The following is a 16,122-nucleotide window of genomic DNA, read 5'->3' on the forward strand; positions in this document are numbered from 1 at the left end:
AGAGGTCCGTGAAATGACGGGCTAAGGTGGTTACGATCGGGCGAGAAATCGGGGGACCGCTGGAAGCGGCTCGTGTCCCCCACGCGAAGCGCTCAGCGAATAAAACTAATCGGCGCGCCCGGCTAAGGACGGCTTATGTCAAAACTAGGTACCACCCTCACCCTGACCTCCCTGCTCGGGCTCGCCGCTGGCGCGGCCCAGGCTCAGCTCGCGTTCTCGGACGTGACCGCGTCGAGCGGTGTCGAGTTCGAACAGATCGGTGACACGCAGGTGCCCATCGGCGCCGGCGCCGCCTGGGTGGACGTCGACGGTGACGGCGACGACGATCTCTACGCCACGCAGATGCAAGGCTGCAATCGTCTCTACCTGAACCTGGACAACGGCCGCTTCATCGAATACCCCGATGCCGCCGGCGCCAGCGACTGCGAGGGCGTCGCCTTCGCCGTGGGTGCCGCCGATATCGACAACGACGGCGACCAGGACATCTTCGTCGGCAACAAGCTGCAGAACCGCCTGTACGAAAACCGCTTCGCGCAGACCGGCGTGGTGCGCTTCGTGGATGTGACCGACGCCGCCGGCCTCGGCGACGATGGCGCGCGCACCACCGGCGTCATCACCTTCGGCGACTACAACGGCGACAGCTTCCTCGACGTCTTCGTCGGCAACCACGTCATCCCGCCGGAAACCCCGGAAAACGGCTACCTACCGGTCACCTGCACGGCGGACTACCTGTGGCAGAACAACGGCGACGGCACCTTCACGGACGTCGGCGGCATCACCGGCGTCGCCCTCTCCGGCAACCGACGCAACGCCGGCTGCGCCCTCGCTGCCACCTTCAGCGACTTCGACAACGACGGTGATGCGGACCTGCTGGTGGTGAACGACTTCGGCAACGCCGACGGCACCGACGTACCGAACAGACTCTTTCGCAACGATGGCCCGGGCACGGAGAGTTGGACCTTCTCCGACGTGAGCGACGAATTCGCCTACAACTACAGTCAAGCGGGCATGGGCATCGCCGTCGCCGACATCAACCACGACGGCGCCTTCGACTACTACTCCACGGACATCGGCTCCAACGACCTCGCCGTCGGCAACCCGATCGACCACATCTTCGTCAACCAGGCGCGCTTCCTGGGCGTGGATGCCAACGACAAGGAAATCTTCGGCGCCCGCGGTCTGGTGGGTTGGGGCACCGGCTTCTACGACCTCGATCTCGACGGCTGGGAAGACCTGATCGTGGTGAGCGGCGGCGTGCCCCTCGACAAGTTCCCCGTGACCTTCGGCGCCGAGGACTACCAGCACGAAAACCCCGTGTACGTGTACATGAACACCCACCCGGATCGCTTCCCGGAAGTGCACGCGGAAGTCGGGGTGACCGCCGAGAAGCTCTATCGCGGCTCTTCCTTCGCCGACTACGACAATGACGGCGACATGGACATGCTGATCTCGAACTTCGAGGGCACCAACACCCTCTACCGCAACGATCTGGACCCCAAGGAGGGGGTCAACAACTGGGTCAAGGTGCGCGCCCAGGGCACGATCAGCAACCGCGACGCCATCGGCACGCGCATCGAACTCACCACCGACGACGGCTTCCGCCAGATGCGGGAAATCGACGGTGGCTCAGGCTATGCGGGCCGCAACACGCTGGTGGCCCACTTCGGCACCGCCGATCAGACGGTGGCGGACGTGCTCAAGGCGAAGTTCCCAAGTGGCATCGAGCACGAGTTGCTCAGCACGCCCTTGAACGCGGAGCTTCAGTTCGTGGAGCCCACCTACACCGCCACCTTCAGCGGTGAGGAGCAGCGCACGCTGCAGGCGGGCGAGGCGGTCACCCTGGAAGTGACCTACCGCAACCACGCCCCCGAATCGCAGACGCAGGAGCTGTGGGTCTTCCGCGTGAGCCCCTCGGGCGCCGTCTCCATGGTGCGGGCGCCGCGAGAGATCGCCCTGCCGCCCGGCGGCAGCTTCTCCTTCGACTTCGTCCTCCCCACCGGGGTGAACACGGAGCGCGGGCGCCATCGCATCATCGCCCGCGTCGGCACCTTCCAAGGCGCCCTAGAGCAGCAGGATCACGTGGACCTGATCGTCGAGGATCCGGCCCGCTAAGCCAGGCGGCTACAGATCACCCAGCTTGATGCTGTCCCAGAAGTCGCTGCGCAGGGGCTCCAGGGCCTCCTGCGCGCTCGGCACCACGTCCAGCAGCAGGTAGGGGTCCGTATCGACCTCGTAGGGCGGCCAGGCCGGTAACCCGACCACGTTGGGGTCGCCCGTAGACGCGAAGCGGGTCCACAGCTCACGCAGCAGCTGCTCCACCGCCCGGTCGTCCGTATCCGCCTCGAACTCACGCCCCTCCATGTGCTGGAAGAGATAGAGCAGCTCGGTGGCGTGGTAGGCGCCATCGGCCTTGCGCGCTGGCGTGCTGAGCATGCGCCGAAAGTGGTAGCGGTAGACCGGCGAGCGCTGGGTGCTGAAGCCGCGCGCCACCGTGCGCATGCTGCTGGTGAGGTTGCGATCGGTGACCATCGCGGCGTAGGCGGCCGCAGGGTCTGCGTAGTTCTCCAGCGGGTACAAGCCGAGCAATTCCCCTAGGCGATCTTCGGGCACCATCTCGGCCGCGAGGTCGTAGAACTCCTGCAGGCTGATATCGCTGAAGTCGTGCAGGTACTCCTCGCTGTTGGTGCCGACCACCAGGGGCACATCGTTGTGCAGCCCTGCCAGCACGCGATCGAGGGGCTGATCGTCCACCACCACCCCATCGACGTGGGGGTAGAAGGTGAACTCACCGTAGCCGAGGGGCAGCGCCGTGCGGGCAAGGACGATGCGCTCGATGGGCAGATCGCGCAGGGCAGCAGGCAGGTCGGCAGCGCCGGTGAGGCCCATCTCCTCGACGAAGGCGGCGGCGTCCGCGCTCGCCTCCTCCGCCGTGTCCACGGACATAACGCCGCTCTGCATGATGGCCCGGGAGAACAAACCCGCGGCGAGCGGCGAGGCCACCAACATGCCCACGTTGTGGGCCCCGGCCGACTGACCGAAGAGCAGCACGCGCGAGGGATCGCCGCCGAAGGCGTCGATCTCCTTCTGCACCCACTCGAGGGCCGCCAGCAGATCGAACATGCCGTAGTTGCCGGCCGTGCCCGTGGGTGACTCCTGTGCCAACTCCGCCAGGGTGAGGTTACCGAGGGCGGCGAGGCGATAGTTCGTCGTCACCACCACCACGTTGCCGAGGGCGGCCAGACGAGCGCCGTCGAAGATCGGGCCGCCCGTGCCAGCCTCGAGGTCGAGGAGCTGGCTTAAAGCTGAGTCGGTGGAGCCGGTACGGTTAGCGCCCCCATGGACGAAGAACATCACCGGCAAGGCCTCGCCCGCCTCGGCTGCGCCGACCGGCGTGAAGACGTTCAGGTAGAGGCAATCCTCATCACCGATGATCGCATCCGGCCGCGACGGATCCGGCTGCGGACACGCACCCGCGTAACGCCCGGCCTGGCGCACGGCTGGGGTCCAGGGCTCGGGCAACACAGGCTGAGTCAGGCGCGCCGCTCCAACAGGTGGAGAAGCGAAGGGAATCGCTAGCCACGCGTGAGCATTGGCCGCCGGGCTGGTGATCCCCTGCACGACGCCCACCGAGGTGCGCGCGCGCGGGTGATCTCCATCGCTCGCGATGCCCGTGCGACAGCGCCACAGGGAGCTCGTGTTCTCATCCTCCTGCAGGTTGTAGTAGACGAATGCCTCCTGCTCGCCTACGTACACCTCCGGGTCGGAGCGCTTGAGGTCTGGCCGGCCATCGTCGCAGCGGCGGGCGTAGCGCATGCGCGGATCGCCCTCGAGATCCAGCACCCAGATCTCACCGCGCTGGGCCGCACCCTCGCCCGTGCGCCGGTCCTTCACCGTCAGCACCAACCAAGACTTACCTCCGGCGTGGAACACCTCGGGCGAGGAGAACACCTCGTCGGACGCCTCGACCGGCACGGTCAGCGTGTCCACCCGCGGCCAGATGCCCCCGTCACCGGGATCCAGGTACACGCCGATCGTGCTGTCGTCGATCACCGCAGTCACCACCCAGCGCTCGTCGTACTCGGGCGCGCGAAAGCCCTGCGGGGCCGTCTTGAAGCCTGCGTCGTCGGTGATGACCACGCGCCCGCCGGTATCCGTGTTCAGGAGAAACAGCTGCCCGGTGTCTTCGTCGACCATGACGATGCGCCGACCGTCGGCCATCCAGCGGCCCGGATTGCGATTGGTGAGGAACGAATCGGCCTGGGCGAAGACGTTTTGCTGGTTGGGCGTTTGCTCGTCGAACCAGGCGATGTCACCGCCGGTCTCCCAGCTACCGATGATGTTGACCACTTTGGTGGTGGTGCGCTGACCATTGAGCGTGGGCATGGCGGTCTGATGGCGCGTACCGCTGGTCAGCACGCCGGCGGACGAGGTGCCGTCCTCGTTCAAGGTGGCGCGCCAAACCTGCACTTCCTCCCCGCTACGCTTGGCGTAGAAGATCGACCAGCCGTCCTGGTCCAGGCCGAACTCCGGGCCGTTGATCGTGCCGCCGGTCTCGCTGTCCGTGTCCATCAGGTACTCGCGGCCGTCCTGGCGCACGAAGCGCCCAGTGAGTGGATCGAGGTTGCCCACCCACACGTCGCCGAGTGCCGTGCGGAAGGTGACGAGGCCTTCGGCGCTGTAGATCTCCGGGTCCGCATAGCTCACGCCCGGCGGACTGATCTGCTCGGCCCGGCTCTCGCCCGCCAGGGTCTCGAACTGCACCTCGGCAGGTTCGCCCGCCACCCCCGCATCGTCGGTGCTGTCGATGCGCACTGCGTAGCGCGTGCCATCGAATAACTGGGTGAGCAGAAGTGCGTGATCGGCCGTCAGCTGCTCCAGCAGGATCTCCTGGGAAGGGCCTTCCTGCGGCGTGACCACCAGGTGGGTGGTGGTGGGTTTGCTGGTCTCCCAGCGCAGGGTGGCAGTGGTCTCGGTGATGGAGTCCGCGCGGAGGTTGGCGATGGACGGCGGGGCCGTGTCCACCCGTATGCCATCAGTCACGGCCAGCTCGGCGTTGCCCGCCTGATCCGACGCGCGAACGGCGCCGTAGTAGGTGGTGCCTTCCGTCAGCGAAAGGCCCTCTACGGTCACGCTCGTCTCGAGGCCGATCGGCTGCCAGGGCACTACGTCGTCGACGAGCTCGGGCGCGGTGCCGAAGGCGAACTCGTACTGGGCGATGCCGGAGGGTGTATCACTCCCGGCCCAGCGCATGGAGAGGCGATCGGTGCGGCCCGTGACCTGACCGTCGTCCTCGAGCTGGGTGATGCGCGGTGGCGTCACATCCACGGCGATGCCGTCGCTCACACCGAAGTCGGCGTAGCCCAGCACGTCGTAGGCCGTCAGCCCGAGGACGTAGGTCTGCCCCTCTTCGAGCACGAGGTCCGCGATCGTGATCGACTGCGCCGTGGTGCGCACGGGCGCCAGCAAGGCGTCCGGGTCACCGGGTACGCCTAGGGAGTACTCGTAGTCGACCACCTCGGTCTCGCCATCCACGGCGCTCCAGTCGAAGCGCAGGGCGCTGCCGTCTGCGGTGAAGTCGCCGTCGTCGTTGATGAACTGGATCTGCGGCGGACTGAGATCCACCACCATCGCCCCGGTCACGCGCTGGGTGCGACGCCCTACCTCGTCGATGGCGAGCACCAGGCCGTAGTAGGCGCGGCCGTTGTCGAGGGTGAGATCCTGCATCACCACGGAGGTGGTGAGGCCGGCGTTGGTCACCGGCACGATGTCGGCGCGACCGGGCTGCGATCCGAGCCCATAGAGGTAGCGCGCCACGGGCACGCCGACACCGTCCGGCGCGAACCAGGAGAGGATGACCTCATCATCCGTGGGCAGGTAAGGCGAGTAGCCGAGCTCACCGAGGTCTGGCGGCGTGAGGTCGATGCGAATGCCATCGGCTGCGGCGAGGCCCTGGTTGCCCGCCGCGTCGGTGGCGCGCACGCGAAAGACGTAGCGTTCACCGTCCACCAGGGGCAAGCCGGTCAGCACGATGTTGGACCTGCCCGTGGCCGTCCAGGGCACCAAGGCCTCCTGATCGGCATTGGTGCCGAGGGCGTACTCGACGAGGGCCAGGGGGTTCGGATCTACGGTGGTCCAGTTGGCCGACAAGCGATCGGGGGAGATGCCGAAATCCCCTTGATCCGTCACGGTCACCGTTGGCGCTGTGCGATCCACCGTGACCCCATCGGCGGCAGTGCGCAGCGCGTTGCCGACGCCATCGCGTGCCTCCACCTGCCAGTAGTAGGTGACCCCATCCTCGAGCGTCAGCCCCGTCGCCGTGATCTGCGTGCGCTGACCGATGGGGGTCCAGGGCACCACGTCCTGGGCGCTGGGCGTGCGGCCGATGGCGTAGCTGTAGGCCGCGACACCAGCACCAGCATCCTCAGCACTCCAGCTCGCCGCCAGGCTCGAGCTGGCGCGGGTCCACTCGCCGTCGTCGAAGGCAAGCAGCTCCGGGGCCGTGCGATCGAGCACGATGCCGTCGGTCACCCCGCTATCGGTAACCCCATCGACCAGCACGGCACGCACGTGAAAGAAGTAGCTCGCGCCCTCGAGGGCAGGCAGTCCCTGCACGTCGATCTGCTCGACCCGCCCCACGCGCGTCCAGGGGCGTAGTTCGCTCCCCTGCGCCGCGTCGACCGTCACCCGGTATTCGAAATCCACGACTTGGTCGAAGGGGTCGCCCTGCACCCAGCGCACCGCAAAGCCCGCCTCTGCCGTCGTGAACGCCCCATCGTCGAACACGAGCGGAGCGCCGGGCGGGGGCTGAGCATAGGAAGGGGCGGCGGCGAGGAGCAGTCCGGGAACCAGGCACAGGGGCGACAGGGCGCGAAGAAATCGATCGATCAACAGTCACCACCAACGTGCGTGTGTGCGGAGGGCCGCAAACGCTACGCGAGCCTTATGACCAATCAACCGCAACCCGATAGACGGGGCACCAGGGCCGACAAGGGCAACAATGTTAGCAGTTTCATTGACTTGCGATTTCCGACCTGTCGTCGATCGGCGTCGGGTCGGCACCCTAGGGGTATCGATGGAGAGCGCCAGGACGAGCCGCAGTGTCTGTGAAATGGATCACAGTCTGATCGCCCCACAAGCGCGAAGGAACGCATACGGCGCCCGACACGACGCAGGTGCTCCCTCGACCTCAACACCTGACGCCCCAGTCGTCCGAACCATCAACTGGCAGGCATAGCGGCCGATATGACATAGGCGGCTGCGCAATCGCGCGGCCAATGCAACGCACAATCACACCGACGGGAAGCCCGCCATCATGAAGCCGATGACCCTAGCTGCACCCGACCAGCACGAGTACGCCAACGCCCCCCACCTGCTGATGGTCGACGATGACCAGGTGGACGCCATGGCCCTCGAGCGCGCCCTGCGCCGCGCGGGGGTGACGAGCCCGATCCTGCGGGCTCAAAACGGCAGGGAAGGCTTGGAGACGCTCCGCAGCAGCGAAGATCGGCGCGGCTTCGTGGTCGTGCTCGACCTGCACATGCCCGTGATGACCGGCTTTGAGTTCTTGCGTGAGCTGCGCCAGGACCCGACCCACGCCAATACGGTGGTGTTCGTGCTCTCCAACTCGGAATTCCCGCCGGATCGCATCGCCGCCTACAACCATCACGTTGCCGGCTACGTGCCGAAGCGGGATGCGAGCGACTGGGAAGAGCTCGCCGGCCTGCTCTCCACCTACCTTCGCGTGACGGATGTGCCGCGTCTAGACGCCGGCGCGCGGCGACACCGCCCGAAGCTGGACGGTGTCGCCGGCCGACCCAAGGCGAAGATCACCCAGGCGACGCTAGCCGCCCGGCCGACCCGCCCTCAGTGAAGCTCGCTGGGCGCTCGTTGCGAGGCCCCGCGAATCACCTGCAGGATGATGTTGCCGTTGCTGGCAGCAAACCCGCCGCCGGTGCAGTCCCAGGCGCCGCCCGAAACCGCCACGTTCGTGGTCTGCCCGGTCGAGATATTGCGGCACAGGGTGCTGCTGGCATCGACACCCGTGGTCATGCCGCCGATGGCGCAGGGATCCGCGCCGCAGCTGGCACGACCCACCACGATCTGCAGCACCTGATCGCCGCTATCGGCCAGTAGCCCCGCCGCGGTGCAGTTCCAAGGCGCGCCTGCCAGACCCGGCTGGTTCACGCTCTGCCCCGTACTGAGGTTGCGACAGATCGCCGTGATGGTGGTGACGTCGCTCGTGCTGCCGCCGATGTCCTCAGCGTCTTCTGCCAACACGAACTCGAGCTCGTAGGCGGTCAGCTCCGGTCCGGTCTGTTGCACCAGGAAGCTGTAGGTGCCAGGCCCCAGCGGCGGCGTGAAGCCGGTGCCCGCTTGCGGGGCACCTGCCAGGATCGCCAGGTAATCCGTGCCCGCAGGATCGGGGTCGAGGTGGGCGCCGCCCAGGAACAGATCCCCCGTGTCGAAGCCGGGGATGAAGCTCGTGTCGCCCTCGTTGACCGCGACGAAGCCTCGGTCCCCCGGGCCGCCGCTGTCGACGTCGGTGTAGTCGTTGAGCAGCACAGCGGTCAGCGACTGGCCGTCCGCGATGGTGAAGGTGATGTAGTCACGCGTGTCGTCAGGATCCTGCATCTGACCGCGCACGGTGTTGCTGCCGGCCACGAAGCTCACCGGCGTGGGCATCTCGGGATCGGTCGAGAGATCGCCGTCCACCCCCTCGTCCCAGGTGAGCACCTGGGCGCCCGCGTTGGCGCAGAGCAACAAGCCGCCCACCGCGGCCAGTGCCGGCAAGCGGCGAATCGTCGCCGAAGCGAATTCCTTGGTTTGCATAAGTCCATTCCTCCCTGAACTTCAATCGGTACGCCGGGCCAGTGTACTTGAGCGATGGCGGCGCACACGGCGCGCGCCCCCGAAACTTGCCTCCCGGCGACGCAACCGTCGTCGCTCGCATCTACACCTATAGCGGACCCACCACCTCCGCGCCCGCCTCACGGCGCAATCGGCAGCTGGTGTATCGTTACGGACTTTGACATCAGTTGGACGAGGCCCCATGAGCTGGTGGAGCTGGATCATCCTGGGCGCGGTGCTGCTCGGCGCCGAACTCGCGGCTATCGACGCCGCCTTTTACCTGGTCTTCGCTGGCGTGGCGGCGATCGCCACCGGGCTCATCGTGCTCGGCGCGATCGTGCCCCTGCCCCCCGCGGCTCAGTGGCTGCTCTTCGCCACCCTCGCCGTGGCCTCCATGGCGATGCTGCGCGAACGCACCTACCGCCGTTGGCGACCGGAGCCACCGGGCTTCGAAGACGATGCCGAGGGAGAGCAGGTGCAGCTCGCCGAGCGGGTGGCACCGGGCGAGAGCGGTCGGGCCGAGTGGCGCGGCTCGCACTGGACCGTTCGCAACCGAGGCCAACAACCTATCGAAGCTGGTAGCTCAGCGCGGATCATTGCCCGCGACGGCACGCTCATCGACGTCGAACCCATCTAGCCTTTCTCGAATCCTGCTTAGTCCCGTAGAACTCAAAAATCCATGGACCCCAACATGCTCGACACTGCGACTATCGTAGCGCTCGCCACGGCGGCGCTCGTCATCTTCATCATCGCCAAGACGGCGGTGGTGGTGCCCCAGCAGAACGCCTTCGTGGTGGAGTCGCTCGGCAAGTACAGCCGCACCCTGAGCGCCGGCTTTCACATCCTGATTCCCTTCATCGAACGCACGGCCTACAAACACAGCCTGAAAGAGAAGGCCGTCGACATCCCCGAGCAGATCTGCATCACGCGCGACAACGTGCAGGTGGGCGTGGACGGGGTGCTGTACCTGCAGGTACTCGATCCGCAACGCGCCTCCTACGGCATCACCGACTACATCTTCGCCATCACCCAGCTGGCGCAAACCACCCTGCGCAGCGAGGTGGGCAAGATCGATCTCGACCGCACCTTCGAGGAGCGCGCGATGATCAACTCCGCCGTGGTGCACGAGCTCGACAAGGCCTCCGAGCCCTGGGGTGTGAAGGTGCTGCGCTACGAGATCAAGAACATCAATCCGCCGGAAGATGTGCTCAATGCAATGGAAAAGCAGATGCGTGCGGAGCGCGAGAAGCGCGCCGTCGTGCTCACCTCCGAGGGCCAGCGCGACGCTCGCATCAACGAGGCCGAGGGCGACAAGCAGCGCGTGATCAAGGAGTCCGAGGCCTTCAAGGAACAACAGATCAACGAGGCCCAAGGGCAGGCGGCTGCCATCCTGGCCGTGGCCAACGCCACCGCTGAAGGATTGCGCGAGGTGGCGAGCGCCCTGCGCGAGGAGGGCGGCGAGGCGGCGATGCAGTTGCGTGTCGCCGAAGACTACATCGACAAGTTCGGCGAACTCGCGAAGGCAGGTAACAGCCTGATCGTCCCCGCCAACCTCACGGATCTGGCCTCGATGGTGGCGCTGGCCACCACCGTGGCCAAGAAACCCCAGGACCACGGCACCGACACGACAGGCCCCTCAATGCCACCGCCGTCGTCGCCGACGCCAGGCCCTCAGGGGCCGCTCGGGCGCACGCGCCCCGGTGATGGCCACACCCTCTTCTGAGCCCCCTCCCGGCCAAGGAAAGCCCTCGATGCTGAAGCGACTACTTCTCGGCGCCGGCGCCCTGCTCGGCCTGGCGTTCATCGCCGTGGTGGCCTTCGGGCTGCACACCTGGCATTCGCGACCGGTCAACATCAACCTGTTCTTCGCTCGCGAGGCCTTGCAGTTCGCCCTGCAGAGCCCGGAGACCTTGTCCTCTCTGCGCGTGCTCGAGCCGCTCGGCATCCGCGGCCACAACGCGCGCCTGGACGATGCCAGCCTCGCCGCCGGTGACGCCGCCTTCGCCAAGGCCAGGGCGGCGCGGGAGACGCTCTTGAGCTACCGCGACGATCGCCTCTCAGAGGCGGATCGCATGTCCAAGCGCATCGCCCTGTCGCTCCTCGACCTCGTGGTGGAGGCGGAGGAGTTTCGCTTCCACAACTTCCCCCTCAACCAGATGTTCGGCGTGCAGAACGGCTTCCCGAGCTTCATGGAATCGACCCACCAGATCGAGGGCAAGCAGGACGCCCGCGATTACATCACCCGCCTGAACGCGGTGCGACCCAAGTTCGAGCAGGTGTTTGAGGGCCTCAACCATCGCGAGGACATCGGCGTCCTGCCGCCCCAGTTCGTCATCGACAAGGTGCTGGTGGAGATGCGCAACTTCGTCGCGACGCCGGCGGGCGAGAACATCCTGATGACCTCCCTGGCCGAGAAGATGGTGGAGGCGGAGCTCGATGAAGCCTTTCAGCAGGAGATCCTCGCGGAGGCTCGGGCATCGATCGACGAGACGGTCTACCCGGCCTACGAGCGCTTCATCGCCTACTACGAGGGCCTGGATGCGAAGGTCGAGGGCAACAAGGGCGCCTGGAGCCTACCTAACGGCGATGCCTACTACCGCCTGGCGCTCAAGTTCTTCACCACCACCGACATGAGCCCGCAGGAGATCCACGAACTCGGGCTGCGCGAGGTCGATCGCATTCAGGCGGAGATCCTGACCATCCTCGCCGAGGAAGGCTGGGACGTCGCCGAGGGCTTTGAAGCGGCCATTCGCGCCCTCGCCAAGGACCCCCGCTTCTACTACGAGGACTCCGACGCGGGCCGCGAGCAGATTCTGGCGGACTACCAGGCGATCATCGACGAGATCTCCGCGGACCTCGGGGATCTCTTCGACATCCAGCCCGAAAGCGGCGTGGAGGTGCAACGGGTACCCCTATTCAAGGAACCCACCTCCCCCGGCGCCTACTACAACCCGCCATCGATGGACGGCTCTCGGCCAGGTGTGTTCTACGCCAACCTCTACGACATCGAGGCCACACCGAAGTACGGCATGCGCACGCTGGCCTACCACGAGGCCGTGCCGGGCCACCACTTCCAGATCGCCCTGGCCCAGGAGGAAGAGGATCTGCCGTTCTTCCGCCGCCTCCTGCCCTTCACCGCCTACGCGGAAGGCTGGGCCCTGTACGCCGAACGACTCGCCTACGAGGCCGGCTTTCAGGACGACCCCTACGACAACATCGGACGCCTGCAGGCCGAACTCTTTCGTGCCGTGCGCCTGGTGGTCGACACGGGCATCCACGCCAAGCGCTGGAGCCGCGAGGCGGCGATCGACTACATGCTGGCCAACACCGGCATGGCCGAGTCCGACGTGGTGGCGGAGATCGAACGCTACTTCGTGCTGCCCGGTCAGGCGACCTCCTACAAGGTGGGCATGAACCGCATCCTCGCGATGCGCGACCGGGCCCGCACGGCCCTCGGCGAGCGCTTCGACATTCGAGAGTTCCACAAGGTTGTCCTCACCAACGGCTCCGTGCCGCTGACGATTCTCGAGGAACTCGTGGAGCAATGGATCGAGGAACGCCTGGCGGCTGACCAAGCCTAGACCTCGCTCGCCGTGCGCGACCGCCTACGCGGCGAAGCGTACGGCGAGAAACACGCCGATCATGCTCATGGCGATGATGAGGTTGCCGACGGCGCCGAGGAATACGCCGATCACGGCGCCCACGCCCACCTTACCCGCACGTAAGGCATCAGAGCGGGTCAGCAACTCTCCCACCACGGCACCGATGAACGGCCCCAGCAGCAAGCCGATGGGGAAGAAGAAGACCCCGGCGAAGGTGCCGATCGCCGCCCCCAGCAACCCGGCGCGCGAGGCGCCCATGCGCCCCGCCCCGAGCACGCTGGCGACGTAGTCCACCACGAAGGTAAGCAGGGTCAGCGCCACCAGCACGCCGAGCGTGCCCACGCCGACGTAAGCAAACTGCTCCGCCCACGCGACCAGCACCAGGCCCGCCAAGATCAACGGCGACCCCGGCAACAGAGGAAAGACCACACCTGCGAGCCCCGCGACCACGCAGATGGCGCCGAGCACGATCAGCGCAATGCTCAGCACAAGGTCACCTGTGCGGCCTCAAGGATAGAGTGATTGCCCATTGTTGGTTCCAAAGATGAGGTAGGGGCGCGCCCGCGCATCCTCGCGCAAGGGGACGTGGGGGTTGTAGATGATATCGTGGAAGCGGTTTTGCACCACCTGACGAATACCTTCGCTGCTCCATCCAAGGCGCAGCTGCAACGCATCGAGGCCCAGGGCCTTGGCAACCCCGTCCCCATCGGCCAGGTCCATACCGCGCACGCCGACCCACGCGTTAGCGATCGAGCGATCAGCGGCGGTGACGGGGCTGCCATCCGGGCGCACCATCGCGTACTCCCCGTGCTGGCCCGCGGCGGTCGGCCCCGGGGGGAGCACCGCGCCCTCTTCCACATCCCCCGTGAAGACGTTGAAGCCGATCACGTAGCGCACCTGCTCCTCGGCCCGATAGGCGATCTCCAGGCCCCCGGTGCGAAAGCGATCGCCGCGGTCGGCGAGGAAGCGGATCAAGCCGAAGTCGTTCTCGTAACGCACGCTCACATCGCCCACGGAGAAGGCGACGCCACGCACGCGCTGGGAGGTGCCGTAGGTGTCCCGGTACAGCACCGAGTACAAGCTGAAGCTGTGGCGAGCAGTGGTGTTGTTGGCACCCAGGGACCAGTCCCGCGACCCGTCGCGCTCGAGCTGACCGCCCAAGCCCTGCGTGAGGCCCACGACCAGCTGCCGCTCCCGCCCGGCCGCCCGCGTCTCGATGTGGCTGAAGGTGCGGAAGAGCGAGAGGGTGAGTTGCAGCTCGGTGTCCGTCCCATCGGCGCGCGCGAAAGTGCCCGCGGTGGCACCGAGTCGGTTGCCCTGGGTGCCGAACTGATAGCTCAGTCCGAGGCGTGCCCGGGCCTCGACGCCATCGGCCGACGCCGCGCTCACCCAGAGCATCATCATCAGCGGCAACGCTACGCCCGCTCGCCCAGCACCCATCGATCCATCCGTGGCCCTTAGCCCCTTCACGAGCATACGCGAAGGACCGCCCGCGGCGAGCCCTCGGTGTACACTTGCCCGGCTGGTTTGCCGTGACGCTCCGATGCACGTACTGCTCTTCCTACTCGTCGTCTTCGCCATATCCCTCGGCCCGGGCCTGTGGGTGCGTTCGGTGATGCGCAAGTACGCCGAACCCGAAGACCGCTACCGCTTCAGCGGTGGCCAGATCGCCAGACGCCTCCTGGACGAGGCCGGTCTCAGCGCGGTCGCGGTCGAAGCGGCTCCCGCGGGCGCCGATCACTACGACCCCACGAGCCGCACCGTGCGCCTGGACCCCAAGCATCTCGACGGCAGGTCCCTGGCCGCCGTCACCATCGCCGCCCACGAGGTCGGCCACGCCATCCAGCACCAGCAGCGCTTCGCCCCGCTCACCTGGCGCACGCGCTTGGTGGTGCTCGTGCGCCCCCTGGAGCAGCTCGGCGCCGGGGTGCTCATCGCCTCTCCTTTCCTGGCTGCGCTGACGCGCGCGCCCTCGATTGCCGGACTCACCCTGTTGATCGGCCTCTCGACGCTCCTGCTCGGCGTGCTCGTGCACGCGGCCACCTTGCCCACGGAATTCGATGCGAGCTTCCGACGCGCCCTGCCCATGCTCACCCAGAAGGGGCTGCTGATTCGCGGTGATGAACCCCACGCACGACGCCTGCTCACGGCCGCCGCCCTGACGTACGTGTCGGCCGCTTTGATGAGCCTACTCAACATCGGGCGCTGGTTCGCGATATTGCGCCGGGGCATCTAACCCATGCCCGAGCCATCACCGTCATGACCGTACGCGAACCCGCGGAACACCTACTCGAGAAGCTGCGCGACTACCCGAACGAGGTCGCTGAGCACGCGCTAGCGGCGCGAGCGATGCTGCTGGGCCACGTGCCCGACTGCTGGGAGCTGCTCTACCATCGCCGCGTGTTGTCGACCGCTTTCAGCCTCACCGGCGCGTTGCGCGACGCCTTCTGCCACGTCGCCGTCTACCAAGCGCACGCCAACCTCGGCTTCAACCGCGGCGCCGAACTGGACGATCCCGAGGAACTGCTGCTCGGCACGGGCAAGTTGATCCGGCACGTACGCTTGAGCGAGCAACTCCCTATGCATCACGACGCCGTGACGCACCTCGTGGAGCAAGCGATCGACCTCAGCATGAAGCGCCTTCGCGAACGCGACGGTACGCCGACCCGCGGCACCCTGCTCGTCAAGTAGCCCGCCGCCCGCGAGCCCCCACGACCGATCACAAATACTAGGTGACGCCACCACTGGGCTCGCCCACGGCGCTCCCAACTCCTGATGGACTGCAGCACCCAGACGCACTTTGCCGCAGCGCACCGCGCCCGACCGGCCAGACCGCCGACGCCCCGCCCGATGACCGCCTAACCGCAATACGCAGTTACCGCAGAGCGACAAACCAGCAATAATTCGGAGACGGCGTTATTATGGATTCCGAAAGACGATGAATTCAGGAAGAAGGCGTGAGCGAGCGACCGCATTTAGTGATCTGCATGGGTATGGCCGGCAGCGGCAAGGCCGCCCTGGCCCGCGCCATCGCCGAGCGCTTCGAGCTGATCATGCTGGATGCCAACGATTTCCAGCCCGCGTCCAACCGACTGAAGCTGGCTGGCGGCATGTCGCTCACGGAGGCGGACCGTAAGCCGTGGCTGGATGCCGTCTGTCGCCGCCTTGATCACCTCGCCATCGCCAGACGCAGCTGCGTCTTAGCGCATAGCGCCCTGCATCGCGAAGACCGCGATAGGCTCCGATCGCAGCGCTTTCGCGTGTCTTTCGTGAATTTGCTCGCGAGCAGAGCCGTACTCAACGACCGCCTGACCGGGCGCAAAGCGCATTACTTTCCGCGCAAGCTGCTGAACACGCAGTTCGATGCACTGCAATCGCCGCTGGTGGAAGCGGACGTGTTCCCCATGGATGCGACGCTCTCGCCCGAGGCCCTGGCTGAACGGGTGACACCGCTCTTCGAGCACTCCGTAGCGGCGATCAACGCCTAGCATCACCGTCTGGATCGACTGACTGAATCGCGACTGCACTTTCTGCGTTCGCGGCGCAGCACTCCGCCCGGCGACTACATCGTCGTTGGCTAGTGAGAACGAGGAAAGAGGCGAACGAGGGCACACCTAGGTGCGAGATGGTGCCGAGGGGCGGATTCGAACCGCCGACCTACTGATTACGAATC

12 protein-coding genes are annotated in these 16,122 nt (G+C 66.5%); 8 read left to right on the forward strand and 4 right to left on the reverse strand.

The annotated features are described in order from the left end of the window. Window positions 1-135 precede the first annotated feature (135 nt). Window positions 136-2,112 (forward strand): CRTAC1 family protein, encoded by a 1,977-nt coding sequence (locus tag AAF184_03020; GenBank protein ID MEO0421280.1) that lies wholly within the window; start codon window positions 136-138, stop codon window positions 2,110-2,112. 9 nt (window positions 2,113-2,121) lie between these two features. Here AAF184_03020 and AAF184_03025 read toward each other — a convergent pair whose 3' ends face one another. After that, on the reverse strand, window positions 2,122-6,888 hold the full coding sequence (locus AAF184_03025; protein MEO0421281.1) for a carboxylesterase family protein: 4,767 nt from the start codon (window positions 6,886-6,888) through the stop codon (window positions 2,122-2,124). Window positions 6,889-7,312: 424 nt separating this feature from the next. Between AAF184_03025 and AAF184_03030 the strand changes: the two genes are divergently transcribed. Further along, the gene (locus AAF184_03030; protein ID MEO0421282.1) at window positions 7,313-7,870 is read left to right on the forward strand and encodes a response regulator; all 558 of its coding nucleotides are present in this window, start codon (window positions 7,313-7,315) and stop codon (window positions 7,868-7,870) included. On the opposite strand, the gene AAF184_03035 is transcribed toward AAF184_03030, so the two are convergent. After that, entirely contained in the window at window positions 7,864-8,829 is a 966-nt protein-coding gene (locus AAF184_03035; protein ID MEO0421283.1) for a hypothetical protein, read from the reverse strand. The two genes, AAF184_03030 and AAF184_03035, sit on opposite strands and share 7 nt — an antisense overlap. A 220-nt stretch (window positions 8,830-9,049) precedes the next feature. Here AAF184_03035 and AAF184_03040 point away from each other — a divergent pair, with 220 nt between their 5' ends. The 3 genes from AAF184_03040 to AAF184_03050 are packed head-to-tail and all read left to right on the forward strand — an operon-like array spanning window position 9,050 to window position 12,428. Beyond that, a complete protein-coding gene (locus tag AAF184_03040; GenBank protein MEO0421284.1) occupies window positions 9,050-9,484 on the forward strand; it encodes an NfeD family protein in 435 nt (144 codons plus the stop codon). Between the two features lie 42 nt (window positions 9,485-9,526). Beyond that, a complete protein-coding gene (locus AAF184_03045) occupies window positions 9,527-10,570 on the forward strand; it encodes a stomatin-like protein (GenBank protein MEO0421285.1) in 1,044 nt (347 codons plus the stop codon). Window positions 10,571-10,598: 28 nt separating this feature from the next. Further along, window positions 10,599-12,428 carry a DUF885 domain-containing protein gene (locus tag AAF184_03050; GenBank protein MEO0421286.1) on the forward strand — a complete coding sequence of 610 codons (1,830 nt, stop codon included), beginning with the start codon at window positions 10,599-10,601 and terminating at the stop codon, window positions 12,426-12,428. A gap of 24 nt (window positions 12,429-12,452) precedes the next feature. Here the strand turns inward: AAF184_03050 and AAF184_03055 are convergent, their stop codons facing one another. After that, window positions 12,453-12,938: a DUF456 domain-containing protein gene (locus AAF184_03055; GenBank protein ID MEO0421287.1), complete on the reverse strand. Its 486-nt coding sequence runs from the start codon at window positions 12,936-12,938 to the stop codon at window positions 12,453-12,455. A gap of 18 nt (window positions 12,939-12,956) precedes the next feature. Further along, window positions 12,957-13,889 (reverse strand): polymorphic toxin type 23 domain-containing protein, encoded by a 933-nt coding sequence (locus AAF184_03060; protein MEO0421288.1) that lies wholly within the window; start codon window positions 13,887-13,889, stop codon window positions 12,957-12,959. A 103-nt stretch (window positions 13,890-13,992) separates the two neighbouring features. On the opposite strand from AAF184_03060, the gene AAF184_03065 reads away from it, so the two are divergent. From AAF184_03065 to AAF184_03075, 3 genes are all read left to right on the forward strand, one after another. Further along, the gene (locus AAF184_03065) at window positions 13,993-14,685 is read left to right on the forward strand and encodes a zinc metallopeptidase (protein MEO0421289.1); all 693 of its coding nucleotides are present in this window, start codon (window positions 13,993-13,995) and stop codon (window positions 14,683-14,685) included. A gap of 23 nt (window positions 14,686-14,708) precedes the next feature. Continuing rightward, window positions 14,709-15,140, forward strand: a complete 432-nt coding sequence (locus tag AAF184_03070) for a DUF1801 domain-containing protein (GenBank protein MEO0421290.1) — start codon at window positions 14,709-14,711, stop codon at window positions 15,138-15,140. Between the two features lie 266 nt (window positions 15,141-15,406). Next, entirely contained in the window at window positions 15,407-15,937 is a 531-nt protein-coding gene (locus AAF184_03075; protein ID MEO0421291.1) for a gluconokinase, GntK/IdnK-type, read from the forward strand. Window positions 15,938-16,122: the final 185 nt, after the last annotated feature.

Source organism: Pseudomonadota bacterium (assembly GCA_039815145.1).
Taxonomy (GTDB): domain Bacteria; phylum Pseudomonadota; class Gammaproteobacteria; order Steroidobacterales; family JBCBZW01; genus JBCBZW01.

What these genes read in the sequence shown, in the direction of transcription:
- AAF184_03045 (MEO0421285.1), top strand. Translation starts at nt 9,527, where the DNA reads ATGGACCCCAACATGCTCGACACTGCGACTATCGTAGCGCTCGCCACG.
- AAF184_03035 (MEO0421283.1), bottom strand. Translation starts at nt 8,829, where the DNA reads ATGCAAACCAAGGAATTCGCTTCGGCGACGATTCGCCGCTTGCCGGCA.
- AAF184_03065 (MEO0421289.1), top strand. Translation starts at nt 13,993, where the DNA reads ATGCACGTACTGCTCTTCCTACTCGTCGTCTTCGCCATATCCCTCGGC.
- AAF184_03020 (MEO0421280.1), top strand. Translation starts at nt 136, where the DNA reads ATGTCAAAACTAGGTACCACCCTCACCCTGACCTCCCTGCTCGGGCTC.
- AAF184_03040 (MEO0421284.1), top strand. Translation starts at nt 9,050, where the DNA reads ATGAGCTGGTGGAGCTGGATCATCCTGGGCGCGGTGCTGCTCGGCGCC.
- AAF184_03060 (MEO0421288.1), bottom strand. Translation starts at nt 13,889, where the DNA reads ATGGGTGCTGGGCGAGCGGGCGTAGCGTTGCCGCTGATGATGATGCTC.
- AAF184_03070 (MEO0421290.1), top strand. Translation starts at nt 14,709, where the DNA reads ATGACCGTACGCGAACCCGCGGAACACCTACTCGAGAAGCTGCGCGAC.
- AAF184_03030 (MEO0421282.1), top strand. Translation starts at nt 7,313, where the DNA reads ATGAAGCCGATGACCCTAGCTGCACCCGACCAGCACGAGTACGCCAAC.
- AAF184_03050 (MEO0421286.1), top strand. Translation starts at nt 10,599, where the DNA reads ATGCTGAAGCGACTACTTCTCGGCGCCGGCGCCCTGCTCGGCCTGGCG.